At 73.4% G+C, this 16,547-nt stretch carries 17 protein-coding genes; 10 read left to right on the top strand and 7 right to left on the bottom strand.

The features are described from left to right. The first annotated feature begins 105 nt into the window (after nt 1-105). Nucleotides 106-705, top strand: a complete 600-nt coding sequence (locus ACFYOH_RS33805; protein ID WP_388633703.1) for a TetR/AcrR family transcriptional regulator — start codon at nt 106-108, stop codon at nt 703-705. A gap of 55 nt (nt 706-760) precedes the next feature. After that, nucleotides 761-1,498, top strand: coding sequence for an NAD-dependent deacetylase (locus ACFYOH_RS33800; RefSeq protein ID WP_388633701.1), 738 nt, complete (start codon nt 761-763; stop codon nt 1,496-1,498). Nucleotides 1,499-1,551: 53 nt separating this feature from the next. Here the strand turns inward: ACFYOH_RS33800 and ACFYOH_RS33795 are convergent, their stop codons facing one another. From ACFYOH_RS33795 to ACFYOH_RS33785, 3 genes are all read right to left on the bottom strand, one after another. Further along, complete coding sequence (locus ACFYOH_RS33795; RefSeq protein ID WP_388633698.1) at nt 1,552-2,040, bottom strand: methylated-DNA--[protein]-cysteine S-methyltransferase; 489 nt, start codon at nt 2,038-2,040, stop codon at nt 1,552-1,554. A 12-nt stretch (nt 2,041-2,052) separates the two neighbouring features. Continuing rightward, entirely contained in the window at nt 2,053-3,564 is a 1,512-nt protein-coding gene (locus ACFYOH_RS33790; protein ID WP_388633695.1) for an AlkA N-terminal domain-containing protein, read from the bottom strand. Nucleotides 3,565-3,670: 106 nt separating this feature from the next. Continuing rightward, a complete protein-coding gene (locus tag ACFYOH_RS33785; RefSeq protein WP_388633692.1) occupies nt 3,671-4,558 on the bottom strand; it encodes a methylenetetrahydrofolate reductase in 888 nt (295 codons plus the stop codon). Nucleotides 4,559-4,735: 177 nt separating this feature from the next. Between ACFYOH_RS33785 and ACFYOH_RS33780 the strand changes: the two genes are divergently transcribed. Then, nucleotides 4,736-5,458: a B3/4 domain-containing protein gene (locus tag ACFYOH_RS33780; protein ID WP_388633690.1), complete on the top strand. Its 723-nt coding sequence runs from the start codon at nt 4,736-4,738 to the stop codon at nt 5,456-5,458. After that, nucleotides 5,455-7,095 carry a PLP-dependent aminotransferase family protein gene (locus ACFYOH_RS33775; protein ID WP_388633687.1) on the top strand — a complete coding sequence of 547 codons (1,641 nt, stop codon included), beginning with the start codon at nt 5,455-5,457 and terminating at the stop codon, nt 7,093-7,095. The genes ACFYOH_RS33780 and ACFYOH_RS33775 overlap by 4 nt, the downstream gene beginning before the upstream one ends. A 31-nt stretch (nt 7,096-7,126) precedes the next feature. On the opposite strand, the gene ACFYOH_RS33770 is transcribed toward ACFYOH_RS33775, so the two are convergent. From ACFYOH_RS33770 to ACFYOH_RS33755, 4 genes are all read right to left on the bottom strand, one after another. Beyond that, nucleotides 7,127-7,636: an O-acetyl-ADP-ribose deacetylase gene (locus ACFYOH_RS33770; RefSeq protein WP_388633684.1), complete on the bottom strand. Its 510-nt coding sequence runs from the start codon at nt 7,634-7,636 to the stop codon at nt 7,127-7,129. Continuing rightward, nucleotides 7,633-9,054 carry a phytoene desaturase family protein gene (locus tag ACFYOH_RS33765; protein WP_388633681.1) on the bottom strand — a complete coding sequence of 474 codons (1,422 nt, stop codon included), beginning with the start codon at nt 9,052-9,054 and terminating at the stop codon, nt 7,633-7,635. The genes ACFYOH_RS33770 and ACFYOH_RS33765 overlap by 4 nt, the downstream gene beginning before the upstream one ends. A 124-nt stretch (nt 9,055-9,178) precedes the next feature. Continuing rightward, nucleotides 9,179-10,027 (bottom strand): inositol monophosphatase family protein, encoded by an 849-nt coding sequence (locus ACFYOH_RS33760; RefSeq protein ID WP_388633679.1) that lies wholly within the window; start codon nt 10,025-10,027, stop codon nt 9,179-9,181. A gap of 91 nt (nt 10,028-10,118) precedes the next feature. Continuing rightward, on the bottom strand, nt 10,119-11,936 hold the full coding sequence (locus ACFYOH_RS33755) for a gamma-glutamyltransferase family protein (RefSeq protein WP_388633677.1): 1,818 nt from the start codon (nt 11,934-11,936) through the stop codon (nt 10,119-10,121). 129 nt (nt 11,937-12,065) lie between these two features. Here ACFYOH_RS33755 and ACFYOH_RS33750 point away from each other — a divergent pair, with 129 nt between their 5' ends. The 6 genes from ACFYOH_RS33750 to ACFYOH_RS33725 all read left to right on the top strand — a co-directional run bounded on the left by ACFYOH_RS33750 (nt 12,066) and on the right by ACFYOH_RS33725 (nt 16,434). Beyond that, nucleotides 12,066-13,130: a biotin/lipoate A/B protein ligase family protein gene (locus ACFYOH_RS33750; protein ID WP_388633675.1), complete on the top strand. Its 1,065-nt coding sequence runs from the start codon at nt 12,066-12,068 to the stop codon at nt 13,128-13,130. Between the two features lie 386 nt (nt 13,131-13,516). After that, on the top strand, nt 13,517-13,825 hold the full coding sequence (locus tag ACFYOH_RS33745) for an SAV_915 family protein (protein ID WP_388633673.1): 309 nt from the start codon (nt 13,517-13,519) through the stop codon (nt 13,823-13,825). Then, nucleotides 13,822-14,112, top strand: coding sequence for a DUF6317 family protein (locus tag ACFYOH_RS33740; RefSeq protein WP_388633671.1), 291 nt, complete (start codon nt 13,822-13,824; stop codon nt 14,110-14,112). The genes ACFYOH_RS33745 and ACFYOH_RS33740 overlap by 4 nt, the downstream gene beginning before the upstream one ends. Before the next feature lie 6 nt (nt 14,113-14,118). Then, complete coding sequence (locus tag ACFYOH_RS33735) at nt 14,119-15,402, top strand: WXG100 family type VII secretion target (RefSeq protein ID WP_388633668.1); 1,284 nt, start codon at nt 14,119-14,121, stop codon at nt 15,400-15,402. Further along, complete coding sequence (locus ACFYOH_RS33730) at nt 15,380-15,916, top strand: hypothetical protein (protein ID WP_388633665.1); 537 nt, start codon at nt 15,380-15,382, stop codon at nt 15,914-15,916. Before ACFYOH_RS33735 ends, ACFYOH_RS33730 begins: the two co-directional genes overlap by 23 nt. After that, entirely contained in the window at nt 15,913-16,434 is a 522-nt protein-coding gene (locus ACFYOH_RS33725) for a hypothetical protein (RefSeq protein ID WP_388633662.1), read from the top strand. Before ACFYOH_RS33730 ends, ACFYOH_RS33725 begins: the two co-directional genes overlap by 4 nt. The last annotated feature ends 113 nt before the right edge of the window (nt 16,435-16,547 follow it).

Below are 16,547 nucleotides of genomic sequence, written 5' to 3'. Positions count from 1 at the left end.
TACACCTCAAATATAGACGTAGCGGGTGCTACGGTAAAGACATCGCCAAAGGTTCTTATAAGGGACATATAGCCCGAGCTTCCCTCACCGCATCCAGGAGCCCTCATGCCGCGGCCGCCCGACCCGGCCAAACGACGCGATCTGCTCGACCGGGTCCGCGCATACGTCCTCCGCAACGGGCTGACCGACCTCTCCCTGCGCCCCCTGGCCCGTGCGCTGGGCACCAGCGACCGCATGCTCCTGTACTACTTCGGCTCCAAGGAGCGGATGGTCGCCGAGGCCCTCGCCGACTACGAACGCCGGCCTCTTCTGCGCACCCGCGAGCTGCTGGAGGCCTTCGGCTCACCGAGGGACGCGGCGGGCCTGCGCCGCTTCATGGAGGAGGTGTGGCATCAGTTCAGCGACCCCGACGTACGTGCCTCGCTCCCCCTGTATCTCGAGGTCATGAGCGCCAGCCTGCTCCACCCGGACCGGTACGGGCCGGTCCTGCACGACATCGTCACCGAGTGGACGGACCTGCTCACCAGCGTCTTCCGCGACCTCGGCATGGACCAGGACCGGGCCCGCACCGAGGCCGCCCTGCTGGCGGACGCCTCCTTCGGCCTCGTGATCGCCCCGCTGGCGAACGGCCACTGGGACCGGGCGGACAAGGCCTTTCACGCCCTCCTCGACATCCTGGAACCCGGATGGCGGACCCAGACGTGACGCTCGGCCCCGATATCCGCTCGCCCCGATCACACGGGCGTCCTACTCTCGGCCCATGGACAAGCCTCTCCTTGCCCTTCTCAGCGGCGCGGGTATCTCCACGGACTCCGGAATCCCGGACTACCGCGGGCCGAACGGGCTGTGGCGGCGGGATCCGGCGGCGGAGAAGCTCGTGACGTACGAGTACTACATGGCGGACCCGGAGATCCGCCGCCGCTCGTGGCAGATGCGGCGCAAGAACCGCACCCTCGAGGCCGAGCCGAACGCCGCGCACCGTGCCGTCGCCGAGCTGGAGAAGTCCGGCATCCCGGTCCGGGTCATCACGCAGAACGTGGACGGACTGCACCAGCTCGCCGGCCTGCCCGCCCGCAAGGTGCTCGAACTGCACGGCAGCGCACGCAGTGTCGTGTGCACCCGATGCCACGCGCGCGGGCCGATGGAGGACACCCTCGCCCGCGTCGAGGCCGGCGAGGAGGACCCGGCCTGCCTGGAATGCGGTGGCATCCTCAAGTCCGCGACCGTGATGTTCGGCGAGCGACTGGACCCCGTCGTCCTCGGCGAGGCGATGTCCATCAGCAAGGCGTGCACCCTGTTCATAGCCGTCGGCAGCAGCCTGCAGGTACAGCCCGCGGCCGGCCTGGTCGGCATCGCCGCCGACCACGGCGCCCACCTGATCATCGTCAACGCCGAGCCGACCCCGTACGACGAACTCGCCCACGAGGTCGTACGCGAGCCGATCGGCACCGCCCTGCCCGCACTGCTGGACCGCATCCGGACCGAGAGCGGCACATAGGATCCGTGCGCCTCAGGAGGGCCTCCCCCACCGAGTGCCGTCGCTGGAGCGGGCTAGAACAGCGCGGTGTCCCGTTCGAAGTCCAGCAGGCGGCGCTTGCGGTCGAGGCCGCCGCCGTAGCCGGTGAGGTCGCCGGACGCGCCGATGACGCGGTGGCAGGGGACGATGATGCCGATGGGGTTCTTGCCGTTGGCGAGGCCGACGGCGCGGGACGCCCCGGGGTTGCCTAGGGCGTCGGCGAGTTGGCCGTAGGTGCGGGTCTCGCCGTACGGGATGCGGGTGAGCTGTGCCCAGACGCTGCGCTGGAACGGGGTCCCCTTCAGGGCGAGTCCGAGGGTGAACTGCTTCAACTCGCCCGCGAAGTAGGCCGTCAGCTGCTCCCACGCCGCGGCGAAGGAGGGCAGGCTGTCGTCCCGGTGGCCGAAGTTCTCCGCGGGCGGGCGGTGTCGCTGGCCGGCCATGTAGAGGCCGCACAGGGTGCCGTCGGCGTCGGCGACCAGGGTGAGCGGGCCGTACGGGCTGTCGATCAGGGTGTGGGTCATCGGAGAACCTTCTTACACGGGCAGGAAGTTGATCGGGTGGCCGTCGGTCGCCCACAGGTACTGCACGGCGTACGCCCGCCAGGGCCGCCATGCCTCCGCCCGGGCGGTGAGCGCGGCCGGGGTGGAGGGCAGGCCCAGCTCCCCCGCCGCGCGCCGGATGCCGAGGTCGGTGGGGAGGAAGGCGTCGGGATCGCCGAGGGCGCGCATGGCGATGACGTCGACGGTCCACGGTCCGAAGCCGGGCAGGGCCAGGAGCCGGGCGCGGGCCTCCGCCCAGTCGGACTCGATTCCCAGGTGGAGGGTGCCCTCGGCGAGTTCCCGGACCAGGGTGGTGAACGTGGTGCGCCGGGTGCGGGGCATCGCCAGGGTCTCGGGATCCACGGCGGCGAGGGCCTCGGGGGAAGGGAAGAGATGCGTGAGGCCGCCCTCGGGGTCGTCGAGGGGTTTGCCGTGGGCGGTGACCAGGCGGGCCGCGTGGGTGCGGGCGGCCGCCGTGGAGACCTGCTGACCGAGGACGGCGCGGACGGCGAACTCGGCCTCGTCGACCGTGCGCGGCACCCGCCGACCGGGCGCCTTGTCGACCAGGGGCGCGAGCAGCGGGTCGGTGCGCAGCCGGTCGTCCACGGCGACGGGGTCCGCGTCCAGGTCGAGCATGCGGCGGCACCGGCTGATCGCCACGGGCAGATCGCGCAGATCGCTCAGCGTGAGGCGGCAGGCGATGTGGTCGGGGCGGGGCGTGAGGGAGACGATCCCATGGCCGTACGGCAGGCGCAGCGTGCGCCGGTACGCGCCGGTGGGGGTACCTCCCACGCCGTTCGGGCAGTGGGGGAGCCACTCCTCGACGCCGGGTACGGCGGTGGCGGCGAGGTGGCCGAAGAGGTTGGAGGGGTTGAGCGGGGCACGGAACGGCAGCCGCAGGCTCAGCACACCCGGGGTACCGGTCCCGGACTTCGGGGCGCGGGCGCGCAGCTCGCTCGGGCTCAGGGCGAAGACCTCGCGGACGGTGTCGTTGAAGGTGCGGACGGAGGCGAAGCCGGCCGCGAAGGCGATCTCCGTCATGGGCAGCGGGGTGGTCTCGATGAGCAGCCGCGCGGTCTGGGCGCGCTGGGCACGGGCGAGCGCGAGGGGGCCCGCGCCCAGCTCGGCGAGCAGCTGCCGCTCCACCTGGCGGGTGCTGTAGCCGAGCCGGTCGGCGAGTCCGGGCACGCCCTCGCGGTCCACGACGCCGTCGGCGATGAGCCGCATGGCGCGGGCCACCAGGTCGGCGCGCTGGTTCCACTCCGGGGAGCCGGGGCTGGTGTCCGGGCGGCAGCGCTTGCAGGCCCGGAACCCGGCCTGCTGGCAGGCGGCCGCGCTCGGGTAGAACGTCATGTTCTCCGGCTTGGGCGGGACGACGGGACAGCTGGGCCGGCAGTAGATCCGGGTGGTCAGGACGGCCGTGAAGAACCACCCGTCGAACCGCGCGTCCTTGGACTGCACGGCGCGTACGCAGTGCTCCCGGTCGAGGTGCGTCGCTGTCTGCATGCGTCCAGCATCGGCCACCCGGGGCGCCGACCGCTGGCGGAAATCCGACAGCAGCGTCCGCGGGCCTGGTGGGGTGCCGATCCGGGCGGGCGCGGCCGGGGCGGCATCACGGCGTGTGTGTGCCGAGAGCGGCGGTCTGCCGGAACCCGGCGATCCAGCCGGCGGTGTGGCGCAGCCCGCCGAACGTGTAGAAGTGGACCTTCACGGCGCCGTGCCGTTCGGGGTCGTAGCGCTGGGCGAGCGCGTGCAGGAAGCGGTCCGGGCCGGTCGTACCCATGAGGTTGGTCAGCGAGAAGCCGTACTTGCGGGCGACGGAGGCACTGGTGGCGACGCCGAACCGGGTGGCGTAGCCGAGCAGCCGGCGTACGCCCGCCGGTCCGGGCACGCCGATGCGGACGGGCAGGTGCACGCCCCGGGCGCGGGCGGCCTCCAGCCAGCCGAGCACGGGGTCGGCGTCGAAGCCGAACTGGGTGATGACGTCGCCGCCGAACCGGTGCGCCCCGATGGCCGCCGCCTTGTCGGTGAGCGCGGACCACAGCGTGCCGTCGGCTATCGCGGGGTGGCCCTCCGGGTAGCCGCTGATGCCGACGTGCCGGACGCCGTGGCGCTGGAGCAGGCCGGTGCGCAGGACGGCGAGGGCGTCCGGGTAGGGGCCCTCGGGGCGGGCGGGGTCGCCGCCGACGACGAAGACGTTCTCGGCGGTGCCGTCCTCGGCCAGCCCGGACAGGAACTCCTCCAGGGCGGCCCGGGAGGGCAGGCGGCGTGCCGAGATGTGGGGCACGGGGACGAAACCGAGCCGTTTGACCGCGCGGGCGGCCGCCAGCCGCATGCCGAGGTCCTCCCCGGCGAGGAAGGTGATGTTGATCCGGGTGCCCCGCGGGATGCTGCCTTGCGCTTCCTCCAGCCGGGGCACGTCCTTGCCGGTCATCTCCAGCGAGAAGTCGTCCAGCAGCGCGGCACCGACCGCCGGGGTGACGGTGAGAGCGGGGTTCATCGTGCTCCTCGTACGACGGCGTTCGGGACCCCGGCCGATGATGCCACGCGGGCTGCGGGGGCCGCGGCCCGGGGTGGGCCGGCTATGGACCGGCCGCCCGCACCGGCTTTGGCCCTGGTGACCGGACCACGGTCCGGGCAAGGTGGTGGCTCCCGAACCCCGAGGAGGTCCCTGACCATGCGATTCCGGCACGCGGACACCATCTGGGCCAGATTTCCCGAACTGGCCTCCGGCGCGCTGTACGCCGACGGCGTCGGCGCCGGTGCGGACACCGGGCCGCGCGCCGCCGAGTACACCGCCCGCGCCCTGGCCCGGCTGTCCGGCGCCACCGAGGGCGAGTTCCCCGAGGTGCTGGCCTGGCGGCGGACGTTCAGCCGGACGGGGCTCAGGCCGACGCAGTACCGGTGCGCCGCGGAGTCGCTGCTGCGGCGGCTGCGGAAGGAGGGCGCGCTGCCGCGCATCCATCCGCTGGTCGACCTGTGCAACGCGCTGTCCGTGGCGTACGCGATCCCGGTGGCGGTCCTCGACATCGACCGGATCACCGGGCCGCTGCTGGAGGTGCGGCCGGCCGGCGGCGACGAGACGTACACGGCGTTCGGCGGAGGCGTCGAGCGTCCCGCGCCCGGCGAGGTGACCTTCGTCGACTCCGCCGGACGCGCGCACGCGCGGCGCTGGACCCACCGGCAGAGCGGCCACTCGGCGGTCGGCGAGCACACCCACCGGGTGCTGGTGGTGGCGGAGGCCATGCATGACGGCGGCGCGGAGATCGTGCCCGAGCTGCTGAAGGCGGCCGAGGCCGAGGTGGCGGCCCACTGGGGGATCGGCACGGAGACGGCCGTACTCACCCGGGCCGCGCCGGACTTCGTCTTCGGCGGCTGCACCCGGCGCATGACAGCATGAGCACGGTGGACGAGAAGCGAGGGATGCCGGCCGGCGCGGGTGAAGTCCCTGGTCGTGGCTCGGACTTCCTGCAGCTGGCGGCCGGTGATGTGCCCGTCGGCGGGAAGGCCGAGTGGCTGGCCGGACGGCTGCGGCGGGCGATAGCGGACGGCCGCCTGGCGGTGGGCAGCAGGCTCCCGCCCACCCGGGTGCTGGCCACCGAACTCCATGTGTCCCGAGGGGTGATCACCGAGGCCTACCGCCGGCTCGCCGAGGACGGCCATCTGGAGGGCCGCCGCCGCGGGGGCACGGTGGTGGTGGCGGCACCGTTCGCCGCGGCACGGGGCGTCCGCCGGGGCGAAGGACCGGAACGCGAGGAGTCGCGGAGGGCCAAGGTGGATGCGGCACTCGTCAGCCCTCGCGCGGAGCGCCCGCCGGCGACCCCTCGCGCACCCCGTCCCCCGCGACCAGCCGCCGGCCGCACCTCCCCCACGAGCCCTGAGCGCCCCACCACACCCGCGATCCCGTTCCTCCGACCCCCCGGCGCCGACGTCTTCGACGCCTTGCGGGAGGTGCCGGCCGCCGTCGATCTCACTCCCGGGCGGCCCGACCTCGCCGCCTTTCCGCGGACCGCCTGGCTGCGCGCCGAGCGTGCCGTGCTCGCGGAGCTGTCCGCCGAGCACCTCGGCTACGGCGACCCCCGTGGCGCTCCCGCGCTGCGGCGGGCCGTGGCCGACTGGCTCGCGCGGATGCGGGGCGTACGGGTGGAGCCGGACGAGGTGCTGATCGTGGCGGGCACCGCCCAGGCGCTCACCCTGCTGCACCAGGTGCTGCGGGCGGACGGCATCGACGCCGTCGCGGTGGAGGACCCCGGCTCGCTCGGCGGCCGCCAGCATCTGCGCAACGGGGGCCTCGACACCCCGCCGGTGCCGGTCGACGGGGACGGGGTGCGGGTGGACGCGTTGCGCACGACCGGTGCCCGCGCGGTGCTGCTCACGCCGGCCCACCAGTTCCCGACCGGCGTGGTGACCAGCGGCGAGCGCCGGCGTGAGCTGCTGGGCTGGGCCCGGGACGGCGGGCTGATCCTGGAGGACGACTACGACGCCGAGCACCGCTACGACCGGCCGCCGGTCCCCGCGCTGCGGGCGCTGCTGGCCGACCGGGTGTGTTACATGGGCAGTGTGTCGAAGCTGCTCGCTCCGGCGTTGCGCATCGGCTGGCTGGTGGTCCCGCCCCGCTATCGCACGGGCCTGGTCGACGCCAAGCGGTTCAACGACCTGGGCAACGCGGTGCTGCCGCAGCTGGTGCTCGCCCGGCTGATGGAGTCCGGTGGGCTGGAGCGGCAACTGCGGCTGCTGCGGCGGCGGCACCGCGACCGCCGCGACGCGATGATCGCCGCACTCGCCGAGCATCTGCCCGGTGGGACCGTGCACGGAGCCGCGGCGGGCCTGCATCTGACGGTCACGTACACCGCGGACGTACCCGACACCGAGCTCGCCGCCGCCGCGCTGGGCCGGGGCGTGAAGTGCCAACCCCTGTCCTGGCACCGGCAGTTGCCCGGCCCGCCCGGTCTCGTCCTCGGGTACGCGGCCACCGCGCCGGGAGTCATCGCCGAGGGCGTGGCGCTGCTCGGCAGGACCCTGCGCGAACTGTCCTGACGGCTGCTCGCATCGCCAAGGGCAACGCCGGTCAGCCGACTTGGCGGGCGAACGCCTCGTACGCCCGCTCGTCGAAGAGAACGAAGCGCACCTCCTCGACCGCCGTCGCCGTGTTCCGCACGGTCTCCACGGCGATCCGTGCCGCGTCCCGCATCGGCCACCGGTACACGCCCGTGGAGACGGCCGGGAACGCGACCGTGCGGGCGCCGAGTTCGTCGGCGGCCCTCAGGGACTCGCGGTAGCAGGAGGCGAGCAGATCGGAGCGGTCCTCGCTCTCGCTGTACACCGGGCCCACCGTGTGGATGACCCAGCGCGCGTCGAGTTCACCCGCCGTGGTGGCGACCGCCTGGCCGGTGGGCAGGCCCTTGCCGTACCGGGAGGCGCGCAGGGCGCGGCATTCCTCCAGGATGGCGGGGCCGCCGCGCCGGTGGATCGCGCCGTCGACTCCGCCGCCGCCGAGGAGGGAGGAGTTGGCCGCGTTGACGATCGCGTCGGCGCTCTCCCGGGTGATGTCGCCCTGGACCAGGGTGATGGTGGTCATGTCTGCTGCCTCAGTCTTCGCCATACGGCCTTGGCCGCGTTGTGCCCCGACATGCCGTGCACGCCGGGTCCCGGCGGGGTGGCCGAGGAGCAGATGAAGACGGCCGGATGAGGGGTGTGGTACGGGAACAGGGACAGTCTGGGGCGCAGCAGCAGCTGGAGTCCGGACGCCGCGCCGCAGGCGATGTCGCCGCCGACGTAGTTGGCGTTGTGGGCGGCCAGCTCGGCGGGGCCGGCGACGGCGCGGGCGAGCACGCGGTCGCGGAAACCGGGGGCGAAGCGCTCCAGTTGGCGCTCCATGGCGTCGGTGAGGTCGCCGGACCAGCCGTTCGGGACATGGCCGTACGCCCAGAAGACCTGCTTGCCCTGGGGGGCGCGGGTCGGGTCGACGATGCTGGGCTGCACGGTGATCAGGAACGGCCGGCCGGGGGCGCGGCCCTCGCGGGAGGCGGCGCGCAGGGCGGTGGAGATCTCGCCCTTGCTCGCGCCGATCTGCACGGTCGTGGCGGCGCGGGCCTCGGGCGCGGTCCAGGGGACGGGGCCGTCCAGCGCATAGTCGATCTTGAAGACGCTCGGGCCGTAGCGGTAGTGCGCGTAGTGGTTCCCGAAGCCGGCGATGCGGGCCAGCGCGGTGGGCGAGGTGTCGAAGACGTACGCCCGTGCGGGGGGCAGGTCGTCCAGGCGCTTGACCTCGTAGTCGGTGTGTACGGCGCCGCCGAGGTCCTTGAGGTAGTCGGCGAGGGCGTCGGAGATGGCCTGGGAGCCGCCGCGGGGCACCGGCCAGCCGCGGGCGTGGGCGGCCAGGGCGAAGACCAGGCCGATGGCGCCGGTGGCCAGGCCGCTGAGCGGCGCGATCACATGGGCGACCAGGCCGGCGAAGAGGGCCTTGGCCCGCTCGTCCTTGAAACGGCGCAGCAGCCAGGTGGACGGCGGCAGCCCGGCCAGGCCGAAGCGGGCCAGGGTGACGGGGTCGCGTGGGAGGGCGGTCAGCGGCAGGGACATGAAGTCCCGTACGAGAGTGTCCCAGTGGGCGAGGAACGGCTCGACCAGTCTGCGGTACGCGCCCGCGTCCCGGGGGCCGAAGGAGGCGGCCGTCTCGGCCACCGAGCGGGACAGCACGGCCGCGGTGCCGTCGGGGAAGGGATGCGCCATCGGCAGCTCGGAGTGCAGCCACCGCAGGCCGTAGCGGTCGAGGGGCAGGGCGCGGAACGCCGGTGAGTTGATGCCCAGGGGGTGGGCGGCCGAGCACGGGTCGTGCCGGAAGCCGGGCAGGGTCAGTTCCTCGGTGCGGGCGCCGCCGCCCACGGTGGACTTCGCCTCGAACAGCGCGACGGAGAAGCCGCGGCGGGCCAGCTCCACGGCAGCGGTCAGTCCGTTCGGCCCCGCACCCACCACGACCGCATCGAGCATCGACGGCACCTTCGGACCCCTTCGTCAGCCGATGGCCACTCGGGGTCAGGATATGCCGCGGGACTGACATTCCCTCGGGCCGGGTGGCCGGGCGGACCGGCAGACGGGGCCCGGCGGGACGCCCCGGTCGGATTCAGGCCACCGTGCGCAGCAGGTCGGCCACCCGGCGGGCGGTCGTGGCGTCCCGGGCCGCGGTGAAGGGCAGGGCGTTGCCGCCGGTCACCCGGAACGGTTCGCCGGCGCGGGTGAGGTGCGTGCCGCCCGCCTCCTCGACGAGGAGCAGCCCGGCCGCGTGGTCCCAGGCCGCTTCCCAGGAGAACGCGACGGCGTCCAACTCCCCCTGGGCTATGGCGAGATACTCCAGGCCCGCCGAACCGCAGGGGCGAGGGGCGAGGCCGTCGGTCCACAGGACGCTCAGCGCGCGCTTCTGCTCGTCGGTGGTGTAGTCCGGGTGGGACGTGGCGACGACGAGGTCGCGGCCGGGCGCGGGCGGGCCCGCGAACAGCCGCTCGCCGTCGAGGAAGGCGCCCTGGCCGCGGACCGCGGTGGCGAGCTGGTCGCGCGCCGCGGCGTAGGTCCAGGAGGCGAGGACGACGCCCCGCTGGACGAGGGCGACCAGGGTGCAGAACCCGTCGTCGCCGTGCACGAACTGGCGGGTGCCGTCCACCGGGTCGACGATCCAGACCGGCGCGTCGCCCTGCAGCGCCGCATAGGTCGCCGGGTCGGCGTGCACGGCCTCCTCGCCGACCACGACCGAGCCGGGCAGCAGGGCGCCGAGGTCCGCGGTGAGCCGCAGCTCGGCCAGCCGGTCGGCGTCCGTCACCAGGTCGTGCGGGCCGCTCTTCTGGTCCACCTCGTGCTCGGCGAGGCAGCGGAAGCGGGGCAGGATCTCGGCCGCGGCGGCCTTGCGGACCGCTTCCTCCACGTCGGCCGAGCAGCGGGCGAGAAACTCTTCGATGGTTTCCGTCATTGCTTCGATCATGCCTCCATGAGAGCACGTCCCTCTGACAATCCCCGCCCGCCCGGTGCACAGCGGGTGGAATCGGGATGAAGAACAGGTTCCGGATGATCAGTCAGCGGCCGACGGCGTACCCCTGCATCCCGCGCGGGTTCGCCGCCGCCGAGAGCACGCCGGTCTCCGGGTCCCGGGCCACCGCGCACAGGCGCCCCTCGGACCAGGCGGGGCCGACGGTGACGTCGTGGCCGCGCCGCCGCAGCTCCTCGATCACGTCCGCGTCCATGCGGGATTCCACGGTCACGCTGCCGGGGCGGCGGCCGCGCGGGTGGAAGGAGCTTGGGAAGCTGTCGTTGTGCCAGTTCGGGGCGTCGATCGCGCCCTGGAGGTCGAGGCCGCCGCGTACCGGGGCGCGCAGGGCGGCGGCGAGGAAGAAGTGCAGCTGCCACTGGTCCTGCTGGTCGCCGCCGGGCGTGCCGAACGCCAGGACCGGCACGCCGTCGCGGAGCGCGAGGGACGGGGTGAGGGTGGTGCGCGGGCGGCGGCCCGGAGTGAGGGAGTTCGGCAGGCCCTCCTCCAGCCAGGTCATCTGCAGGCGCGTGCCGAGCGGGAAGCCCAGCTCGGGCACGACCGGGTTGGACTGCAGCCAGCCCCCGCTGGGCGTGGCGGCGATCATGTTGCCCCAGCGGTCGACGACGTCCAGGTGGCAGGTGTCGCCACGGGTCGTGCCGTCGGCGGCCACCTGCGGGTCGCCGGGGAACTCCGCGACCGTCGGCTCACCGGCGCCCATCGGGTCGAAGCCGCGGACCTCGCCGGTCTCCACGCGCGCGTACGCCTGCGCCGGCAGCCGCGGGGTGCGCCCGCCGGGGCTGCCGGGCCGCAGCTCGAAGGAGGCCTTGGCGCCGACCAGGGCCCGCCGCCCGGCGTTGTAGCCGTCCGACAGCAGCTCGGCGACCGGCACCTCGGCCGCGTCCCCGTACCAGGCCTCGCGGTCGGCCATGGCGAGCTTGCAGCCCTCGATCAGCAGGTGGACGTACTCGGCGGAGCCGTAGGCGGGCAGCTCGGGCGGGAGCAGGGCGAGCTGCTGCAGGAGGGCGGGGCCCTGGCTCCAGGGGCCGGCCTTGCACACGGTCCAGCCGTTCCAGTCGTAGGTCACCGGGGTCTCGTAGGTGGCCGACCAGCCGGCGAGGTCGGCCTCGGTGAGCGTGCCGATGTGCCGTGCGCCGCTGGTGTCCATGGTGGGCCGCCGGGACTGCCGTACCAGCGCCTCGGCGACGAACCCGCAGCGCCATACCTCGCGGGCGGCGTCGATCCGGGCCTCCCGGTCGCCGCTGCCCGCGGTCTCGGCGAGCAGCCGCTTCCAGGTGGCGGCGAGGGCGGGGTTGCGGAAGAGCTCACCGGGGCGGGGCGCCCGGCCGCCGGGCAGGTACACCTCGGCCGACGAGGGCCATTCGGTCGCGAACAGCTCCCGTACGGCCTCCACGGTCGCGCCGAGCTTCTCCACGGGCGCGTGCCCGTGCTCGGCGTAGCCGATGGCGTACTTCAGCACGTCCTCCAGGGACCTGGTGCCGTGGTCGCGCAGGAGCAGCAGCCAGGTGTCGAAGGCGCCGGGCACTGCGGCCGCGAGCGGTCCGGTGCCGGGTACGAGGTCCAGCCCGAGCCCCCGGTAGTGGGCGACGGTGGCACCGGCCGGGGCGACCCCCTGTCCGCACAGCACCCGCACCTCGCCGCCCGCCGGGGCGAGCAGGACCGGTACCTCGCCCGCGGGCCCGTTGAGATGCGGCTCCACCACGTGCAGCACGAACGCGCCCGCCACGGCGGCGTCGAAGGCGTTTCCGCCGTCCTCCAGGACCGCCATCGCCGACTGGGAGGCCAGCCAGTGGGTGGAGGACACCATGCCGAAGGTGCCCTGCAGGGTGGGCCGGGTGGTGAACACGGCAGACGCCTCCTCGGCTCGGGTACCTCGTCCGGGTGATCGTACGAGCGTGATCGCGGTCCGGGGAACACGGCGACGACCTGCGCCGTTGATCTCGTGCGGGCGGCGGCAGGGACGGAGGCCCAGGCAGTGCACGGTGAGTACAAGGTGCCCGGCGGCAAGCTCGTCGTCGTGGACGCGGACGTCGAGGACGCCGTGCTGCGGCACGTGCGCGTGTCGGGCGACTTCTTCCTGGAGCCGGACGAGGCGCTGGACGCGGTGGACCGTGCGCTGGAGGGCGCCCCGGCGGACACCGACGCGGCGGGCCTGGCCGCGCGGATCGAGGCGGCGCTGCCCGCGGGGACGGTGATGTACGGCCTCACGTCGGAGGGCGTGGCGATCGCGGTGCGGCGCGCGCTCGCGCACGCCACGGACTGGACCGACCACGACTGGCAGCTGATCCACGAGGGCCCGCAGCCGCCCGCGCTGCACATGGCGCTGGACGAGGTGCTGACCGCCGAGGTCGCCGCGGGCCGGCGGTCGCCGACGCTGCGGGTGTGGGAGTGGGGCGCCCCGGCGGTGATCATCGGCAGCTTCCAGTCGCTGCGCAACGAGGTGGACCCGGAGGGCGCCGCGCGGCACGGCATCGAGGTGGTGCGACGGATCTCCGGCGGTGGCGCGATGTTCGTGGAGCCCGGCAACACGATCACCTACTCGCTGTCGGTCCCCGAGTCCCTCGTCCACGGCCTGTCCTTCCAGGACAGCTATGCCTACCTGGACGACTGGGTGCTGGGCGCCCTCGGTGAGCTGGGCATCCGGGCCTGGTACCAGCCGCTGAACGACATCGCGACCGACCAGGGCAAGATCGCGGGCGCGGCGCAGAAGCGGATCGCCGGACCCGGCGGGGGCCCGGGCGCCGTACTGCACCACGTGACCATGTCGTACGACATCGACGCCGACAAGATGGTCGAGGTGCTGCGCATCGGGCGGGAGAAGCTGTCCGACAAGGGGACGAGGTCCGCGAAGAAGCGGGTCGATCCGCTGCGGCGGCAGACCGGCCTGCCGCGTGCGGCGGTCATCGACCGGATGATCGAGTCGTTCCGCGTGCGCTACGGCCTGGCGCCGGGCAAGATCACGGACGAGGAGCTGGCGCGCGCGGAGGAGCTGGCGCGGGCCAAGTTCACGTCGGCGGAGTGGACCGCTCGGGTCCCCTAGCCACCGCGCAGGCCGGACGCCCTGGTTCAGCAACGGGTCAAGCGCTGTCATGCCGTCGGCCAAGCGAGCGTATGGGTTCCGTGTACGGCCGACAGCAGGTCACGACATGGCTGGATTTGCCCTCTTGCCCGCTGGCTAACGTGGTCGCGCCCGATCGGCCACGCACGCACGGGGAAGAGGTGACGGCGATGGGGGCGCCGATACGTTCACGACTGCTGGATTTCGCTGAGCCGGATCCGCCCGGGACGGGCCTCCCGCAGCACACTCCTCGGTCGCTCCGCTCGGCGCTGCGGGACCTCGTGGAGGCCGCGCCGCCCCCGCGCACGGCCACGGACGACCGGCCCGGCCCGAAACCCGGGGTGCCCGCGTACCACACTCCAGTGTGCGTGCCGGCACATCCGCGGTCCGTCACCGGCACCGGCTCCGACGGCCGCCCCGCGCGCGTGCCCTTCATCGCCCTCGAACTCTTCCAGCACCCCGCACACGGCACCGTGGCGTTCGCGTTCACCTCGCCGGCCAGGCTGGTGCAGGCCCTCGGCGAGTCCCAGCCGTGGGTCGCCGCCTCCCTCGGCCCGCTGGCCGAGGGCGTGCGCGAGCAGGGCGTCACGGTCCTGCTGGACCCCCGGGTCGCGCCCGGGGAACCCAACTGGCGGCCTGCGGACCTGGCCGCCCATGCGCGGGAGGTGCGCCGGTGAGCGACTTCAAGGCGGTCTACGACGACCTCGCCGCCATGGCGAAGACCTTCCACGACCAGGCCGGCGACTACCGCGAGCTGCACCCCGACGTGGCACCGCCCGTCGTCAGCGGCGGCGACCCCGGCCTCGACTCGGCCGTCAAGGAGGTCGCGGACCTCATCATCGCGCTGCACACCGGCATGGCCGACCGACTCGACGACCACGGGGACAAGGTCGCCTACGCGCGGGACTCCTTCCACCGGCACGACGTGGACGTCCATGGCGTCTTCGAAGACCTGATCAAGTGAGAGCCGATGAGTGACAGCTGGGTCGGCGGCGACATCGGCGGTCTGCGCACGATGGCCGAGACGTACAAGAACGCCAAGGACAAACTCGACGCCGTGGTCAAGCCGCTGAGCAGCGCCGTCGACAAACTGGTCGGCGACGCCGGCTGGCAGGGCGAGGCGGCCGAGAGCTTCCGCGGCAAGTGGAGCGAGGACGCACTGGCCGCCGGCGGCTTCGCCGAACTGGTGCACGCGGCGGGCGAGATCTTGGAGACCCTCGCCAACGCGCTGTCCACGTGCGAGTCGTCCCTGCAGAACGCACAGCACATCGCGGCCGGCAAGGGCGTGCCGACGGACGCGAAGGGCGCGCCGCTGCCGGTCATGACGGCGAATCCGCCGAGCGCGGACGACCAGAACACCATCTCGGCGATGAACGACTACGCCACGGCGCGCGACGAGATCCTCCACACCGCCCAGCACGCACGACTGGTGGCGGCGAAGGACTTGCAGGGGCTGTACGACAAGGTGACGTCGAAGGACGACTCGGTGTCCCCGGGAGACAAGGTCACCCTGTACGACGCGCTGCGCGGCCTGTACGCGTACGACGCCGAGGACGCCCGCGCCGGGGGTATCGAGGCCCGTCGGCACATCGACGCGGCCAGGGCCGAGGCACAGGCGGCCAAGAAGCAACTCCGCGACGAGCGCAAGGTGTTCCAGCAGCAGGGTCGGAGGATGCCGGACGATCTTCCGGCCAAGAGTGCCTACCGCGACGCGGTCACCAAGGTGGACTCGCTGGAGGCGGACATCGCGCGTGCCGACAACGGCAGCACCGCGTTGCCGTACGACCGTGCGCTGAACGTCAAGCTGGTGGACGCCGCGGACGCGCTGCGCCTGGGCAAGGGGCTGGAAGCGCTGCCGGACGTCCTGAAGGAGATTCCGGTGCTGGACGTCGCCGCGGCGGCGACCTGCGGTCTGATCGAGGCGAAGGACGACCACGACAAGGGCTGGTCCTGGCAGCATTCCGTCACCGTCGACGTCGGGGCAGCCGTCGGCGGCCTGGCCGTCGGTGCGGCTGTCACGGCGGCTCTGCCCGTCGAGGGTGCGGTCGCGGTCGCCGCGGTCGGCGTCGGCTCGGTGATCGTCGCGACCTCGGTCATCGACCACGCCTTCCACGAGCACTGGAGCGAGGACATCCACGACCACGGGGTGGTCGGAGGCGTGCTGACCGGGGCCGGGCATGTCGCCACGGAGACGGTCGATGATGGAAAGCGACTGGTGAAGGATGTCTGGCATGGCGTCACGAGCGTCTTCTGAGGCCCCGGCGCCCGGGTTCTCCGTGCCCATTCCGGCCCTGCCGAAGCTGGGCAGGACCTGGTACGAGCGCGGCGCACTCTACTGGCTGTCCCGGGCGCGTACGACCGTCTTCATCGTCCTCGTCATGGCCATGTTCGGTCTCTTCGCGCTGGGCCTGTACTCGGGGTTCCGTGACGTCCTGCCGCCCGCCGCACGTGTCGTGTGGGACAGCTTGCAGGTGGCCGCGTCCGCCGTGGCGCTGGTGTGGGGCTGGGTGAAACAGCGCCGAGGCCATCGGGAGGCGCTGCTGAATCCGCCCACTCCCGAAGAGACCCTCCGGGCCAAACGCGACCACAACAGGCGCGTCCCAGGCCGGATCGCCATGGGCCGCGGGCTGGTGCTGCTCGCCGCTCCGGTCATGCCGGCGTTCGCCGCATACATCGCCGGCTGGTTCGCCGCCTGGCTGACCGTCTGGGAGTACCCCAGCGAAGTCGGCGCCCGCCGCTGGCTGGAGGAGCACCGGTCCGCAGCATGACGACGACTTCGACGCCCGTCGGCATCCCGTCCCTGCCGGGGCTCGGCACCACGTGGTACGAGCGCGGTCCGCGCTACTGGCTGCGCCGCGCCCTCGGCGCCGCGCTGTGGCTCGCGGTGCTGGCCTTCTGCGTCTACCTCGCGCTCGTCCTGTACGGAAGCTTCCGCGACGCCCTGCCGCCGGCGGTCCGCCCGGTATGGGACTGGGCGCAGGCGGCGGCGTCCGTCGCGGCCCTGGTGTGGGGCTGGCTGGTGCAGCGCCGGGACCACCGCGGGAAGCTCCTGGACCCGCCTGCCCCCGACGCGTTCCGTGCCGCCAAGCGGGACGAGCGCCGCCGCTCCACCGGTCCGGCCCTCGCCGCTCGTGCCCTCTGGCTCATCGCCGCACCCGTCCTGCCCGCACTGGCCGCCTGGGCCGTCGGTTGGTCGGTCGCCGCCTTCACCGTCCGCGAGTACCCCAGCGAAGTCGGCGCGCGCCGCCGGCTTGAGGAGCAAAAAGGACAGAACGGCACGCCGTGAGCCCACCGCCGTGACCGCCCGGGCACACAGCGGAGTTCCTACTTCCGCCCCACAGGGACTCGTGTGACACTGGCGTCCCATGTCCACCAAGCGGACCCTTCCGTAGCCCCTCC

Origin of the sequence: Streptomyces sp. NPDC007856 (genome assembly GCF_042868225.1) — a bacterium.
Taxonomy (GTDB): Bacteria; Actinomycetota; Actinomycetes; order Streptomycetales; family Streptomycetaceae; genus Streptomyces.
The sequence above is the reverse complement of the archived record's forward strand: the minus strand, read 5'-3'. Positions and strand labels throughout refer to the sequence as shown.